The following is a 14,042-nucleotide window of genomic DNA, read 5'->3' as shown; positions in this document are numbered from 1 at the left end:
GCCGCCCCCGCGCCGGGAGCCGGTACAGTGGCCTCCGGTCGCTGTCGTGCCTCTGCTTCGTTCTCGGACGTCCGCAGTCGTCTCTGCCTGACGTTCCTCTCGGTCCTGCCGGTCGGTGCGGCGACCCGGCGCCGGCACCTGCCGGACCGACACCCCCAGCACGGAAGAGAGAACGACATGACCCAGGGCACCGTGAAGTGGTTCAACGCGGAGAAGGGCTTCGGCTTCATCGAGCAGGACGGCGGCGGCCCCGACGTCTTCTGCCACTTCTCGGCGATCAGCGGCTCCGGCTACCGGTCGCTGGACGAGGCGCAGCGCGTCGAGTTCGACGTCACCCAGGGCCAGAAGGGCCCCCAGGCGGAGAACGTCCGCGCGATCTGAGCACCACCGGGGGCACGCGGCGCGACCGCGCCGTGTCCTCCCGCCGCACCACCACCGGACCCCCACGGCCCCTCGGCCGCGGGGGTCCCGTCGTCCCCGGGCCCGGAACCGGACCGCCGGACCGCGGGGCGCCCGGCGGGCACGCCCCCGTGTGAGAGTGGCGGCCATGTACCTGCTGCTCGAGTACTCCCTGGCCGACGACTACCTGGAGCGGCGGGCCGCGCTGCGGGAGGACCACCTCGCGCTCGCCCGCGCGGCGCACGAGCGGGGTGAGCTGCTGCTCGCCGGCGCGCAGCCGGACCCGTTCGACCGGGCGCTGCTGGTCTGGACGGCCGACCGCGAGGTCGTGGAGCGCTTCGCCGAGTCCGACCCCTACGTCGTCCACGGCCTGGTGACCGGCTGGACGGTCCGGCCGTGGGACGTCGTCGTCGGGGGGCGGGAGTCGTGAGCGGCTTCCCGACCGTCGCGGAGCTCGCCGCCGAGGAGGACGAGCTGCGGTTCACAACCTTCACCAACGACGACGCCTGGGACCTCGGCTCGGCGCTCGTGGCCGGAGCCCGCCGCGCCGACGCGCCGGTCGCGGTCGAGATCCGGCGCAACGGGCACCGGCTGTTCTCCGCCGCCCTGACCGGCGCCACCCCCGACAACGCGGACTGGATCGCGCGCAAGGCCCGGACCGTGCACCGCTTCGGGCACAGCTCGCTGTACGTCCGGCAGTCCTGGGTGGAGAAGGGCACGACGTTCGAGGAGTCCTCCGGGCTGGACCCCCGGCGGTACGCCGCGCACGGCGGCGCCGTGCCGGTGCTCGTGCGCGACGTCGGCCCGGTCGGCGTCGTCGTCGTGTCCGGGCTGCCGCAGCTGGAGGACCACCGGATGGTCGTCGCGGCGATGCGGGCGCACCTCGGCCGCTGAGTACGGGTCGGTACTGGTACCTGTGGGACCCGTGTCACAGGATGTGCACCGTCGACGGTGACGGCGCCGAGGACGGGACTCCGGAGGTGCGGGGACGTGACGGTGCGCAGTGCGGTCCGCTGGGCCGCGACGCACGGCGCGATGCGGCTGGCGATCCGGGCACGGGCCCGGGCGGGCAACCCCGACGCCGAGGTCCTCCGCGACCCGGTCGTGCGCGAGGACCCCCACGCCCACTACGAGCGGCTGCGCACGCCGGCACCGTTCGCCGGCGGCGCGTTCGCCCGGGTCAGCGTGCACCACGACGTCTGCACCGACGTCCTGCGCAGCGACGACTTCGGCCAGATCGGCGGCAACCGCACCGAGGGCCTGCCGCCGGTGCTGCGGCTGGCGCTGCGCCTGGCCGGCCCCCGGCCCAGCGTCGGGCCGATCGACCCGCCGTCGATGCTCGCCGTCGACCCGCCCGACCACACCCGCTACCGCCGGCTGGTCAGCCGGGCCTTCACCGCCCGGGCGGTGGCCCGGCTGCGCGAGCGCACCGGCGAGATCGCCCACGCCCTGCTCGACGACCTCGAGCGCGAGGCCGCGGCCACCGGCGGGCAGGTCGACCTCGTCGCCCGCTACGCCAGCCTGCTGCCGGTCACGGTCATCTCCGAGGTGCTCGGGGTGCCGGTGGCGATGCGCGAGCAGTTCCTCGCCTGGGCCGACGGCGCCACCCCGAGCCTGGACATGGGCCTGTCCTGGCGCACCCACCGCGAGGTCGAGCGCAACCTCGGCGAGCTCGACGCCTGGTTCCGCGGCCACCTGCGCCGGCTGCGCCGCGAGCCCGGCGACGACCTGCTGTCCGGCCTGGTCACCGCGGCCGACGACGACGGCGCCGCGCTCACCGAGCAGGAGCTCATGGCCACCGCCGCGCTGGTGTTCGGCGCGGGCTTCGAGACGACCGTGAACCTCGTCGGCAACGGCGCCGCGCTGCTGTTCGCGCACCCGGCCCAGCGCCGGCTGCTCGCCGAGGACCCGTCGCTGTGGCCGAACGCCGTCGACGAGGTGCTGCGCCTGGAGTCGCCGGTGCAGCGGACCGGCCGGCGGGCCCGGCGCGCGACCGAGGTGCACGGGGTGCCGATCGCCGAGGGCGACCTGGTGCTGCTGGTCCTCGCCGCGGCCAACCGCGACCCGCGGGTGTTCGACGACCCGCACGCCTTCGACGTCACCCGCCGCAACGCCCGTGACCACGTCGCCTTCTCCAGCGGCATCCACTTCTGCCTGGGCGCTGCCCTGGCCCGGATGGAGGGCGAGGTGGCGCTGCTGGCGCTGTTCGAGCGGTTCCCCGACCTCGCCGCCGCCGGCGCCGGGCGCCGCCGGAGCACGGTCATCCTGCGCGGCTGGGAGTCGCTGCCGGTCACGCTGACCCCGGCGCTGTCCCCCGCCGCCGGCCTCGCCCGTTGAGGGCGCCGCGTAGCGTGCCACCGGTGGAGACCCCGCTGCGGACCTGGGCCGGCAACCTCACCTACCGCGCCGCGCGGGTGCACCGGCCGCGGACGGTGGCCGAGGTGCAGGAGGTCGTCGCCGGCAGCGAGCGGGTCAAGGCCCTCGGCTCGCGGCACTGCTTCAACGACATCGCCGACACCACCGCCGACCTGGTGGTCCTCGACGACCTCGACACCGGCGTCGAGGTCGCGCGGATCGACGACGACGGCGGCGGCGTGCTGTGGGTGCCGGCCGGGATGCGGTACGGCGAGCTGGTCCGGGCGCTGGCCGCGTCCGGGCGGGCGCTGCACAACCTGGCGTCGCTGCCGCACATCACCGTCGCCGGCGCGACCGCGACCGGCACCCACGGCTCGGGCAACCGCAACGGCTCGCTCGCCACGTCGGTGGCGGGGCTGGAGCTGGTGCGTTCCGACGGCGAGGTCGTCGTGCTCGGCGAGGACGACGCCGACCTGCCCGGCGCGGTCGTCCACCTCGGCGCGCTCGGCGTCGTCACCCGGGTCGCGCTGCGGTTCCAGCCGACCTTCGACGTCGCCAACACCGTCTACGTCGACATGACCTGGGACCGGCTGTTCGCCGACCTCGACGGCGTCGCCGACGCCGCCTACAGCGTCAGCGTCTTCACCGACTGGCACCGGGTCACCTCGGTGTGGGTCAAGTCCCGGCCGGAGGACCCGGCGGCACCCGAGGACTTCTTCGGCGCCCGCGCGGCGACCGAGCCGACGCACATGCTCCCGGACACCCCGGTCGAGAACCTCACCCAGCAGCTCGGCGTCCCCGGCGAGTGGCACGAGCGGCTGCCGCACTTCCGCGCCGAGTTCACCCCCAGCAAGGGCGACGAGCTGCAGAGCGAGTGGTTCGTCCCCCGCCGGCACGGCCGCGCCGCCCTCGAGGCGCTGCGCGGGCTCGCCGACCGGGTCGCGCCGCTGCTGCAGGTCAGCGAGATCCGCACCGTCGCCGGCGACGAGCTGTGGCTGAGCCCGGCGTCGGGCGGCGACGTCATGGCGCTGCACTTCACCTGGCTGCCCGACCAGCCCGCCGTGACCGCGGTGCTGCCGGAGATCGAGGCCGCGCTGCGGCCGTTCGGCGCCCGCCCGCACTGGGGCAAGCTGTTCACCACGGAGGCCGCGGAGCTGGCCGGGCTCTACCCGCGGATGGCCGACTTCCGGGCGCTGGTGCGCCGGTACGACCCGCGCGGCGCGTTCCGCAACGACTACCTCGACCGGACGGTCGCCGCGTTCGCCTGAGGGGCCGGCCGGCTCCGGGGGACCGGCCGGCCCCGCCGACGTCAGGCGGTCCGGGACTCGCGGTCGTAGTTGCGGCCGAGGAACTCCGGCACCTTCGCCCACCGGAAGGCGAACACCATCACCAGCAGGGTGGCCACGTAGGGCACCACCAGCAGCACCTGGCTGGGGATGTCGATGCCGGCCACCTCGGCGCGCAGCGCGACGACGTCCATGGCCGCGAAGAACAGGGCGCCGAGGGCGATGAACTGCGGCCGCCACCCGCCGAAGAAGGTCAGGGCGATCGCCAGCCAGCCGCGGCCGCCGACGATGGTGTCGGTGTAGGTCCCGGTGTAGACCAGCGGCAGGTACGCCCCCGCCACCGCCATGAGCGCGCCTCCCGCGGTGGCCGTCCACAGCCGGTTGCGCACCACCGGGATGCCCAGGCTGTCGGCCGCCTTGGGGTTCTCCCCCACCGACCGCAGGTCCAGGCCGGCCCGGGTGCGGTAGAGGAAGAACCACGCGCCGACCGTGAGCAGGGCGGTGAGGTAGACGAGCACGTTGTGGGAGAACAGCGCGGTCCCGAGGACCGGGATGTCGCTCAGCAGCGGGATCTCCAGCCGCGGGAGGGTGTCGACGCGCGGCGTCGTCGCCCCCTGGCCGATGACGATCCGGTACAGCAGCCCCGCGAGGCCCGTGGCGGCGAAGAACAGCGCCAGTCCGACCACGAACTGGTCGAGCCGCAGGATGGTCGTCGCCCACCCCAGGGCGGCGCCGAACACCGCCCCGGTCCCGGCCGCCAGCAGGATGCCGACCGTGGTGCTGCCCGTGCCGTAGCTGACGAGGAAGCCGACGGCCGCCCCGAGGAGCATCACGCCCTCCTGCGACACGCTGAAGACGCCGGTCAGGCCGCCGATCATCGTGCCGAGGGAGGCGAGCAGGTAGGGGACCATGGCCACGACGGTGAGCTGGGCCAGGGACGCGAACTCGGTCATGCCACCCTCCGCGCCAGCCGCCCCGCGATCACGTCGGAGAGCAGCAGGAAGATCAGGATCAGCGCCTCGATGATGAGCACCATCTCGGCCGGGACCCCGACGGTGCGCTGCATGGAGCTCGCGCCCACCTCGAGGATCGCGATGCCGAAGGCCACCACCGGCACCCAGAGCGCGCTGCCCCGGGCGATCAGCCCGATGATGATGCCGAGCAGCAGGAAGTTGGACTGCATGCCCTCGATGGCGCGCCCGTGCACGCCACCCACCTCGAGCGCGCCGGCCAGTCCCCCGAGCGCGCCCCCGACGACCAGCGCGAGGACGGCGACCTTCTCCACCCGGATGCCGTTGATGGCCGCCGCCCGCGGGTTGACCCCCGCCGCCCGCAGATCGAAGCCCGCGGCCGTGCGCCGCATGACCACGACCGTCACCGCCGCCACGAGCAGCGCGAGCAGGATGCCGGCGTGCACGCCCGGCGGCCCGCCCAGGACCGGCAGCTCGGCGCCCTCACCGACCCGCTGCGTGGCCGCCACCCCGGCCGCGGGGTCCGGCCACACCTCGGTCGCGGCGTAGTCGAGCACCTGGAAGGACACGAAGTTCAGCAGGACGGTGCTGAGGATCTCGTTGACCCGGAAGCGCCCCATCAGCAGCGCCGCGATCCCGGCCCAGACCGCGCCGGAGAGCACCCCGGCCAGGACCACCAGGGGCAGCAGGACGGCGGCCGGCAGGTCGGCGTAGACGATCCCCACCCCGGCCGCGGCCGTGGCCCCCACCAGGAGCTGGCCCTCACCGCCGATGTTGAACCGCCCCACCGCGAGCGGGATGGTGAAGCCCAGTGCGAGCAGCGTGAGCGGCACCCACTTGGTCAGCGTCTCGGTGAAGCCGAACCCGGTGCGGAACGACGTGGTCAGGATCGTCCGGTACGCCTCGACGACGTCGTAGCCCAGGGCCGCGATGACGACGCCGGAGACGGCGAAGGCCAGCACGAGCGCGAGCGCATAGGGCAGGAGCCCGCGCAGCAGCCGGGCCAGGGGCCCCGAGGGCGCTGGGGCCGGCGCGTCGGTGTCGGTCAGGACGGGGGCGCTCATGCGTCCTCCTGGACCCCGGCCATGAGGCGGCCGAGCTCGTAGACGTCGTAGTCCCCGCGGGCCCGTTCCCCGACGACCTCCCCGGAGTAGAGGACGACCATCCGATCGGCGAGCAGGCTCAGCTCGTCGAGGTCCTCGGAGATCAGCACGACCGCGCAGCCCCGGTCGCGGGCCTCGTGGACCCGGTCGTAGACGAAGCGGGTCGAGCGCAGGTCCAGCCCGCGGGTGGGGTTCTGCAGCACGAGGACCGCGGGCTCCCGGTCGAAGGCCCGGGCCAGCACCAGCCGCTGGATGTTGCCCCCGGAGAGGTTCCCGGCCAGGGCGTCGGGACCGGGTGCCTTGATCGAGTACCGGTCGATGGTCTCCCGGGCGTGGTCGCGCACCCGCCGCCAGTCGATCAGCCCGGCGCGACGGTGCTCGGCGCGCCTCTGGGCGCCCAGGAGCAGGTTGTCCGCGACGGTGGCCGCCCCCAGGATCCCGTCCCGGTGCCGGTCCTCGGGCACGTAGGCGACCCCCGCGGACAGCCAGCGGTGGGTGGGTGCACCGGCCAGGTCGGTGCCGTCGACGGACACGCGGCCGGCACGGACCGGCCGGACGCCGGCGAGCACCTCCGCCAGCTCGACCTGCCCGTTGCCGGCCACCCCGGCGACACCCAGCACCTCGCCCGCCCGGACCTCGAGTCCCAGCCCGCGCAGCGCCGGGACGCCGTGGTCGTTGTCGGCCGTGACGCCGGAGACGGCCAGCCGCACCCGCCCGGCGTCGGGGCGCCGCTGCTCGGCGGGCGGCGCGGCCGGGGTCTGCCCGACCGCGCCGACCCCGAGGGCCGCCGCGACCTCGGAGGTCCGTTCCGCGGCCAGCTCGCCGACCATGAGGGAGGCCAGGCCGGTGGCGTCGGTCGAGGACCGGGGCACCGTGGCGATCCGCCGGCCGTCGCGCATGACGGAGATCCGGTCGCAGATGGCCAGCACCTCGCGCGCCTTGTGCGAGATGAACACGACGCTGGTGCCCTCGGCGACGATGCCGCGCAGGGAGACGAAGAGCCCGTCGACCTCCTGCGGCGTGAGGTTGGTCGTCGGCTCGTCGAGGACCAGCACCCGGGCCCCGCGGTAGAGGACCTTGAGGATCTCCACCCGCTGCCGCGCGCCCACCGACAGCCGGTCGGTGCGGGCCCGCGGGTCCACCGCCAGGCCGAAGCGGTCGGAGAGCTCGGTGATCCGGCGTGCGGCACCGCGCAGCCCACCGGTCCCGGCGGTGGTCCCCAGCACCACGTTCTCGAGGACGGTGTAGCTCGACACCTGGAGCAGGTGCTGGTGCACCATCCCGATGCCGAGGGCGATGGCGTCGCGCGGGGACCGGATGTGCACGGTGCGGCCGTCGACGCGGACGTCGCCGGCGTCGGCCCGGTACAGGCCGTAGAGGACGTTCATCAGCGTCGTCTTGCCGGCACCGTTGCCCCCGACCAGCCCGTGCACCTCTCCCGGCGCCAGCTCCAGGTCGGCGTCGACGAGGGCGCGGACGGTCCCGAAGGACTTGGTGATCCCGTTCATCGTGAGCGGGCGGTCCCGGCCGGGGGCAGCACCCCCGGCCGGGCCCGCCGCGATGGCGCCGCTCACTCGACCGGGGTCACGTCGCGCTCGACCTCGATCTCGCCGGACCGGAGCTGCTCGACGACCTGGTCGACCTGGTCGATCACGGCCTGGTCGACGTTGGTCGGTGGCTGGAGCGAGATGCCCTGCTCGTAGTCCATGCCGAGGTAGCCGCCGGTCTCGCCGTCCTCCACCGAGGTGAGGATCTCGTCGAGCATCGGCGTGAAGTCGTAGAGCACCGACGTCAGGTAGTGGTCGGGGGCGAGGTTGGACTTGTCGGTGTACTTGGCCGTCATGAGCACGCCCGCGGGGGCGTCGCCGACGCCCTCGAAGGCGCCGACGGCCCCGAGGTTCAGCGAGGTCAGGACGACGTCGTTGCCGTCGGCGAGCAGCTGGCTGGTGAACTGCTGGGCGCGCGTCGGGTCGTTGAAGTCCCCGGTCCACACGGGGGTCAGGGTCGCGGTGGACCCGCTGTCGGCCAGCGCCTGCTCGACCGCGTGCACCTCGGAGTAGGAGAAGGGCAGCGTCACGCCACCGAGGTAGGCGATGCGCCCGCTCCGGCTGGCACCGGCGGCCAGGACACCCAGCGGGTAGAAGGCCAGGTGGAAGTTGCGGTCGAGGACCCAGACGTTGTCGGGGACGTCGGAGGGCTGGGTGTCCTGCTCGGCGATGAAGACGACCTCCGGCGCCTCCTCGGCGACGGCCACCGTGGCGTCGTAGAACTGGCTGCCGTGGGTCCAGATGACGGTGTAGCCGTCGGCGACGTACTCGCGCAGCACCCGCTCGGCGTCGGGCACCTGGACGCTCTCGGAGTAGGTGGTCTCCGCGCCGTGGTCCTCCTCGGCGGCCTGCAGGGCCTGCAGGCCGAGGAAGGTGTAGTCGGCGTCGGTGGTGGTGCCGGAGAAGACGGCGGCGATCCGCGGCGCGTCGCCGTCGCCTCCTCCCCCGCCGCCGCCCCCGTCGCTCGACCCGCCACAGGCGGTGAGGACGAGCAGGGCCGCTACGGCCACGGCACTCGCACTGGTTCGAGGAGATCGCATGGGCGGCACATCCCGTCGTCGACCGGCTGGGAGATCGTGCGGGTATCTCAGCGCTGAGACGTGTGGGACACAACACCCCGCGCCGAGCCGTGATCGAGTCGCAGCCTCGCCGACCGCCCTGGCCCGGCTCAGCCGAGCTCGCGCAGCCGGCCGGCGAGGAACTCCCGCTCGACGGCGTTCTCCGTGAGCAGCAGCGCCTCGGCGTAGGCGTCGCGGGCCTCGGCGACCCGGCCGAGGCGCCGCAGCAGGTCCGCGCGGGCCGCGGGCAGGTAGCCGTAGCCGGCCAGCTGCGGCTCGGCGGCCAGCTCGTCGAGGGCGGCCAGCCCCGCCGCGGGCCCGGACGCGAAGCCGACGGCGACGGCGCGGTTGAGCGCCACGACCGGCGAGGGCCACACCGCGGTGAGGACGCCGTAGAGCGCGACGATCTCCGCCCAGTCGGTGTCGGCCCACGACGGCGACTCGGCGTGCACCGCGGCGATCGCCGCCTGCAGCGCGTACCGCGACGGCGGCCGGGCCCCCAGCGCCTCGCGGACCAGCGCGACGCCCTCGGCGATGGCGGCCCGGTCCCAGCGGGTGCGGTCCTGCTCCTCGAGCAGCAGCAGCCGGCCGTCGGCGCCGGTGCGCGTCTCGCGGCGGGCGTCGGTGAGCAGCAGCAGCGCGAGCAGCCCGGCCACCGCCGGGTCGCCCGGCAGCAGCCGGCGCAGCATCCGGGCCAGCCCGACCGAGCGCTCCACCAGGTCGTGGCGCACCAGGTCCTCCCCGGCCGGGGTGGTGTGGCCGGTGGTGAACAGCAGGTGCACCACCGACAGGACGGCGTCGACCCGCTCGGGCAGCTCCGCGGGCGGCGGCACCCGGTACGGGATGCGGGCGACGGCGATTTTCCTCTTGGCGCGGGTGATCCGCGCGGCCATCGTCGCCGTCGGGACGAGGAAGGCGCGGGCCACCTCGGCGGTGCTCAGCCCGCACACCAGGCGCAGGGTCAGCGCCACCTGCGCGGGGCGGTCCAGCGCCGGGTGGCAGCAGGTGACCACCAGTCGCAGCCGGTCGTCGGGGTAGCCGTGCGCCTCGTCCACCAGCGCCGGCGCGACGTCCTCCTCGACCAGCAGCGGCAGGTGCCGCCGCTCGACGCCGCGGTGCCGCAGCACGTTGAGCGCCCGCCGCCGGGCGGCGGTGGTGAGCCAGGCGCCGGGCCGGGCGGGGACGCCGTGCGCGGCCCAGTCGGTCAGCGCCGCGGCGAAGGCGTCCTGCACGCACTCCTCGGCGACGTCGAGGTCGCGGGTGACGCGCACCGTCGCGGCGAGCACGAAGGCCCACTCGCGACGGTGCGCGTCGGCGACCGCGGCCGCGACGGCGTCGGCGGTCGGGAGGGCCACCTCAGTCGAAGGTCATCACCGGGCGGACCTCGACGCCGCCGAAGCGGGCCGGCACCGTCCGCGCGACGGCCAGCGCGGTGTCGAGGTCGGGGGCGTCGACGAGGTAGTAGCCGCCGAGGGCCTCCTTGGTCTCGACGAACGGGCCGTCGGTGACCTCGCCGCCGCGCACGCTGGTCGCGGTCGTCGTCGGCTCCAGCGCCTCGCCGCCGAGCAGCTTCGCACCCAGCTGCTCGACGCCCGCGGAGAAGGCCTCGTGCTCGGCCATGATCTCGCCGTAGACGTCGGGGGTCGCGGTGGCGTACTGCGCCTCGTCCTCGTAGATCAGGACCAGGTACTTCGTCATGGTGTCCTCCGGGCTCCGGGGGCCCGCCTGCCGGGCCCTCCACCTCTACGACACGCAGCACCGCACCAGATCGACAGCTCGCGCGGAAGGACTTCCGGGCGTCGTCGTATCCGGCATGATCTGACAACCGGACGGCCAGGTTCCGCAGATGTTCTGACGGTGCGCGACGGGTCGGGCACTCCGTAACGTCACTGTCAGCAGTCAGGGCGTACCCGTCCGTCACGCACGGGTCACGCCACCTCCCAGACCCCGAGGAGCCCCCCGTGCCGACCTCCCGCCTCAGCCTGATCACCGAGTCCTCCGCGCAGCCCGACGCGCTCGCCGGCTCGGTCTGGAGCGTCCTGTCAGGCGGCGACGCCACCTGGCGGCTGGACGCGCTGTGCGCCGAGACCGACCCCGAGGCCTTCTTCCCGGAGAAGGGCGGCTCGACCCGCGAGGCCAAGCGCGTGTGCGCCGGCTGCGACGTCCGCACCGAGTGCCTGGAGTTCGCGCTGGCCAACGACGAGCGCTTCGGCATCTGGGGCGGACTGTCCGAGCGTGAGCGGCGGCGGGTGCGCCTGGCCCGCCGCAGCATGCGGCTCAGCGCCTGACCGCCTGCGCGGGGCGGCCCCGGTCCCGCGGGTTACGGTCCGACGCGGGTCCCGTGGCCGGACCACCGCCCGACGAAGGAGCCGCCCGTGGCCGAGGTCGTGCCGTTCCACCACCCGCCGGGGCCGGCGCCCGGCGTCCCCGCGACGGCCGCGCTGCCCACCCGCCGGGTGCTCGACCTGCCGGCCCGCCGGTGAGCTCGCCCGACGTCGGCGCCGCCCGGGTGCAGGCGGTCCTCGACATCCCGCTGCACCGGCACCTGGGCATGCAGCTGCGCGACCCCGCCGACCCGACCGCCGGCATCTGGTTCCCCGTCGGCGCGCCCGCGCAGAACCAGGCGGCGCTGCTGCACGGCGGCGTCGTCTACACCTTCCTCGACGTCGCGGCCTTCCTCGCGCTGCTGCCCTCCCTGGGCGACGCCGAGCACGCGGTCACCCACGACCTCACCGCCTCGCTGCTGCGCCCGGTGCGCGCCGGTGCGCGGGTCGACGTCACCGGCTCGGTGCTGCGCCGCGGCCGCGCGGTGGCGTTCCTGCGGTCCGAGGCGACGGTGGACGGCGCCCTCGTCGCCTCGGCGCAGGTCACGAAGACGATCGTCCCGGCGGGCTGATCCGCGGCGCGGGGCGGCCCCGGCTCACCGGCGCGGGCTCACCACAGCGACGTCACCACAGCGACGTCACCACAGCGACATCGAGCGGCGGAAGATCCCGGCGACGTCCTCGGCGGTGACCTCCCGCGGGCAGGTGGCCAGCAGCCGCTGCTGCTTCATCGTGCCCTCGACCAGGTCGTCGACGTCGCCCTCGTCGAAGCCGACCGCGGCGATCCCGTTGGGGATGTCGATGTCGCGCATCAGGTCGGTGAGGACGGTGGGCAGGAACTCGGCCGGGTCGTCGGGCTGGCCGGCGTTCGGGGCGAGCAGCTGCGCCGCCCGGACGTGCCGCTCGGGCGCGGCCTCGAAGGTGAACCGGAACGCCTCCGGCGCGGTCAGCGCCACCGACATCCCGTGCGGCACCATCGGCTCACCGGCCGGGTAGTCCTTCGGATGGAAGTCCTTCACCTGCCCGGCGATCGGGTAGGCGTTGGCGTGCGGGACGTGCACCCCGGCGTTGCCGAAGCCCATGCCGGCGAAGGTCGCGGCCATCGCCATGTCCCCGCGCGCGGCGGTGTCGTCGCCGTGCCGCACCGCCCGCCGGAACGAGCCCGCGAGCAGCGACAGCGCCTTCTCCGACCACATGTCCGAGATCGGGTTGGACCCGCAGTAGGGCACCCGCTGCTCGGGGGCCTTGCGGTCGTAGGTCGTGTACCAGCGGGCGGTGTAGCTCTCCAGCGCGTGGCACAGGATGTCCATCCCCGCCGCGGCGGTGACCCCGGGCGGCTGGGTGACGGTGAGGTCGGGGTCGATGACGGCGAGGGTGGGCCGCAGCCGCGCGTGGCTGATGCCGGTCTTCACCCGCTGCGCCAGCACGTCCATCACGCAGATGGTCGTGCTCTCCGACCCGGTGCCGGTCGTCGTCGGGACGGCGACGAGCGGCTTGAGCTGCTCGGTGGGCGCCTGCCCCTTCCCCACCGGCACGTTGACGTAGTCCAGGAGCTCGCCGGGGTTGGTGGTGAGCAGGTTGATCGCCTTGGCGGTGTCGATGCTCGACCCGCCGCCGACGGCGACGAACGCGTCCCACGGCCCGGACTCGCGGGCGGCCTCGATCGCCTCGGTCAGGCTGACGTCGGTCGGCTCGACGTGCACGCCGTCGTAGACCCGCGCCTCGATGCCGAAGCGGCCCATCTGGTCGGCGACCCGCTGCGGCAGGCCGGTGGCCGACACCCCAGCGTCGGTGACCACCAGGACCCGCCGCACGCCGAAGCGGCTGAGGTCGTACCCGATCTCCTCCGACGCCCCGCTGCCGAACTTCAGCTGCGGCGCCCCGTAGGTGAACACGGACTCGGCGGTCATGTCGGCCTCCTCGGCTCGGGCGGATCCGGTTGCACGGATCGTTGCACCCTCCTTGTGGCGGGGACCACAGCGCGGCAGGGTCGGGTGCGTCCACCAACCTTCCCCTGGAGGTCAGCCGTGACCGCAGAACCCGAGACCACCGCCGTCCCCGCCCTCGACGACCTGCTCGCCGACTCCCCCACCAACTGGGGCAAGTGGGGCGACGACGACGAGGTCGGCGCCCTGAACTACCTCGGCCCCGAGCAGGTGCTGGCCGCCGTCGGGCTGGTCCGGCAGGGCAAGGTGTTCACGCTGCAGCGGCTGATCGGCGACCCGAAGGGCGACCCGGTGTGGCCCGGCCGCTCCCCCGCCGAGCGCACCCAGATCCTCGACGAGTCCACCTGGGACTCCGACGACGCGCCGCAGTACCCCGGCGGCCTGCACTACGCCGACGACAAGATCAACGCCTTCCTCCAGGGCTCCACGCAGTACGACGGCCTCGGCCACGTCTGGTACGGCGGCAAGCTCTGGAACGGCTACGACGCCCGCACCACCGTCGGCGGCATGGACAAGGCCAGCGTCGAGCCGATCGCGCAGCGCGGCGTCGTCGGCCGCGGCGTGCTGCTGGACATGGCCCGGTTCCGCGGCAAGCCGACCCTCGACAAGGGCGAGACCTTCACCCACGAGGACCTGCTCGCCTGCGCCGAGCAGCAGGGCGTGGAGATCCGCAAGCGGGACGTCCTGATCATCCGGACGAACTTCCTGCAGCTGTTCTTCGACCAGGGCGACGCCTTCTACGACGGCTTCAACGAGCCCGGCCTGGTCTACAGCCCGGAGCTGGTGCGGTGGTTCCAGGACATGGAGATCCCCAACCTGGTCACCGACACCATCGCCAACGAGGTCACCACCGACCCGAACAACGGCGTCGCGCTGGTGCTGCACAACGCGCTCATGCGCAACCTCGGGGTCACCCTCACCGAGATCGCCGACCTCGAGGCGCTGGCCGCCGACTCCGCCGAGGACGGGCAGTACGAGGGCCTCTACGTCGCCGCGCCGCTCAAGGTGCACAAGGCCAGCGGCTCGCCGGTCAACCCCGTCGTCCTCAAGTGA

At 74.3% G+C, this 14,042-nt stretch carries 15 protein-coding genes; 8 read left to right on the top strand and 7 right to left on the bottom strand.

From position 1 onward, the window contains the following. Positions 1–177 precede the first annotated feature (177 nt). From ACI8AB_RS08905 to ACI8AB_RS08885, 5 genes are all read left to right on the top strand, one after another. Positions 178–381, top strand: coding sequence for a cold-shock protein (locus tag ACI8AB_RS08905; protein WP_012948522.1), 204 nt, complete (start codon positions 178–180; stop codon positions 379–381). A gap of 166 nt (positions 382–547) precedes the next feature. Then, entirely contained in the window at positions 548–829 is a 282-nt protein-coding gene (locus ACI8AB_RS08900; protein ID WP_456949825.1) for a YciI-like protein, read from the top strand. Then, a complete protein-coding gene (locus ACI8AB_RS08895; RefSeq protein ID WP_456949824.1) occupies positions 826–1,293 on the top strand; it encodes a heme-degrading domain-containing protein in 468 nt (155 codons plus the stop codon). The genes ACI8AB_RS08900 and ACI8AB_RS08895 overlap by 4 nt, the downstream gene beginning before the upstream one ends. A gap of 96 nt (positions 1,294–1,389) precedes the next feature. Continuing rightward, entirely contained in the window at positions 1,390–2,736 is a 1,347-nt protein-coding gene (locus ACI8AB_RS08890; RefSeq protein WP_456949823.1) for a cytochrome P450, read from the top strand. A 23-nt stretch (positions 2,737–2,759) separates the two neighbouring features. Beyond that, positions 2,760–4,022, top strand: a complete 1,263-nt coding sequence (locus ACI8AB_RS08885) for a D-arabinono-1,4-lactone oxidase (protein WP_456949822.1) — start codon at positions 2,760–2,762, stop codon at positions 4,020–4,022. A gap of 41 nt (positions 4,023–4,063) precedes the next feature. Here the strand turns inward: ACI8AB_RS08885 and ACI8AB_RS08880 are convergent, their stop codons facing one another. The 6 genes from ACI8AB_RS08880 to ACI8AB_RS08855 all read right to left on the bottom strand — a co-directional run bounded on the left by ACI8AB_RS08880 (position 4,064) and on the right by ACI8AB_RS08855 (position 10,417). Continuing rightward, positions 4,064–4,993, bottom strand: a complete 930-nt coding sequence (locus tag ACI8AB_RS08880) for an ABC transporter permease (protein ID WP_456949821.1) — start codon at positions 4,991–4,993, stop codon at positions 4,064–4,066. Then, positions 4,990–6,075 (bottom strand): ABC transporter permease, encoded by a 1,086-nt coding sequence (locus ACI8AB_RS08875; protein WP_456949820.1) that lies wholly within the window; start codon positions 6,073–6,075, stop codon positions 4,990–4,992. Before ACI8AB_RS08875 ends, ACI8AB_RS08880 begins: the two co-directional genes overlap by 4 nt. Beyond that, entirely contained in the window at positions 6,072–7,622 is a 1,551-nt protein-coding gene (locus ACI8AB_RS08870) for an ABC transporter ATP-binding protein (RefSeq protein ID WP_456949819.1), read from the bottom strand. The genes ACI8AB_RS08875 and ACI8AB_RS08870 overlap by 4 nt, the downstream gene beginning before the upstream one ends. 62 nt (positions 7,623–7,684) lie before the next feature. Continuing rightward, positions 7,685–8,671 carry a BMP family protein gene (locus ACI8AB_RS08865; RefSeq protein ID WP_456949818.1) on the bottom strand — a complete coding sequence of 329 codons (987 nt, stop codon included), beginning with the start codon at positions 8,669–8,671 and terminating at the stop codon, positions 7,685–7,687. Positions 8,672–8,829: 158 nt separating this feature from the next. Further along, entirely contained in the window at positions 8,830–10,074 is a 1,245-nt protein-coding gene (locus tag ACI8AB_RS08860; protein WP_456949817.1) for an RNA polymerase sigma factor, read from the bottom strand. A gap of 1 nt (position 10,075) precedes the next feature. Then, complete coding sequence (locus tag ACI8AB_RS08855; RefSeq protein WP_387988905.1) at positions 10,076–10,417, bottom strand: YciI family protein; 342 nt, start codon at positions 10,415–10,417, stop codon at positions 10,076–10,078. A 263-nt stretch (positions 10,418–10,680) separates the two neighbouring features. Between ACI8AB_RS08855 and ACI8AB_RS08850 the strand changes: the two genes are divergently transcribed. Together ACI8AB_RS08850 and ACI8AB_RS08845 are read left to right on the top strand one after the other, a co-directional pair. Beyond that, complete coding sequence (locus ACI8AB_RS08850; RefSeq protein ID WP_456949816.1) at positions 10,681–11,007, top strand: WhiB family transcriptional regulator; 327 nt, start codon at positions 10,681–10,683, stop codon at positions 11,005–11,007. 191 nt (positions 11,008–11,198) lie between these two features. Next, positions 11,199–11,615 (top strand): PaaI family thioesterase, encoded by a 417-nt coding sequence (locus ACI8AB_RS08845; protein WP_456949815.1) that lies wholly within the window; start codon positions 11,199–11,201, stop codon positions 11,613–11,615. A 66-nt stretch (positions 11,616–11,681) separates the two neighbouring features. On the opposite strand, the gene ACI8AB_RS08840 is transcribed toward ACI8AB_RS08845, so the two are convergent. After that, positions 11,682–12,953, bottom strand: a complete 1,272-nt coding sequence (locus ACI8AB_RS08840; protein ID WP_456949814.1) for a hydroxyacid-oxoacid transhydrogenase — start codon at positions 12,951–12,953, stop codon at positions 11,682–11,684. A gap of 117 nt (positions 12,954–13,070) precedes the next feature. Here ACI8AB_RS08840 and ACI8AB_RS08835 point away from each other — a divergent pair, with 117 nt between their 5' ends. Continuing rightward, the gene (locus ACI8AB_RS08835; RefSeq protein ID WP_387988902.1) at positions 13,071–14,042 is read left to right on the top strand and encodes a cyclase family protein; all 972 of its coding nucleotides are present in this window, start codon (positions 13,071–13,073) and stop codon (positions 14,040–14,042) included.

This window comes from Geodermatophilus sp. SYSU D00698 (assembly GCF_054050335.1).
The sequence above is the reverse complement of the archived record's forward strand: the minus strand, read 5'-3'. Positions and strand labels throughout refer to the sequence as shown.

What these genes read in the sequence shown, in the direction of transcription:
- ACI8AB_RS08870 (WP_456949819.1), bottom strand. Translation starts at nt 7,622, where the DNA reads ATGAACGGGATCACCAAGTCCTTCGGGACCGTCCGCGCCCTCGTCGAC.
- ACI8AB_RS08905 (WP_012948522.1), top strand. Translation starts at nt 178, where the DNA reads ATGACCCAGGGCACCGTGAAGTGGTTCAACGCGGAGAAGGGCTTCGGC.
- ACI8AB_RS08900 (WP_456949825.1), top strand. Translation starts at nt 548, where the DNA reads ATGTACCTGCTGCTCGAGTACTCCCTGGCCGACGACTACCTGGAGCGG.
- ACI8AB_RS08880 (WP_456949821.1), bottom strand. Translation starts at nt 4,993, where the DNA reads ATGACCGAGTTCGCGTCCCTGGCCCAGCTCACCGTCGTGGCCATGGTC.
- ACI8AB_RS08855 (WP_387988905.1), bottom strand. Translation starts at nt 10,417, where the DNA reads ATGACGAAGTACCTGGTCCTGATCTACGAGGACGAGGCGCAGTACGCC.
- ACI8AB_RS08840 (WP_456949814.1), bottom strand. Translation starts at nt 12,953, where the DNA reads ATGACCGCCGAGTCCGTGTTCACCTACGGGGCGCCGCAGCTGAAGTTC.
- ACI8AB_RS08875 (WP_456949820.1), bottom strand. Translation starts at nt 6,075, where the DNA reads ATGAGCGCCCCCGTCCTGACCGACACCGACGCGCCGGCCCCAGCGCCC.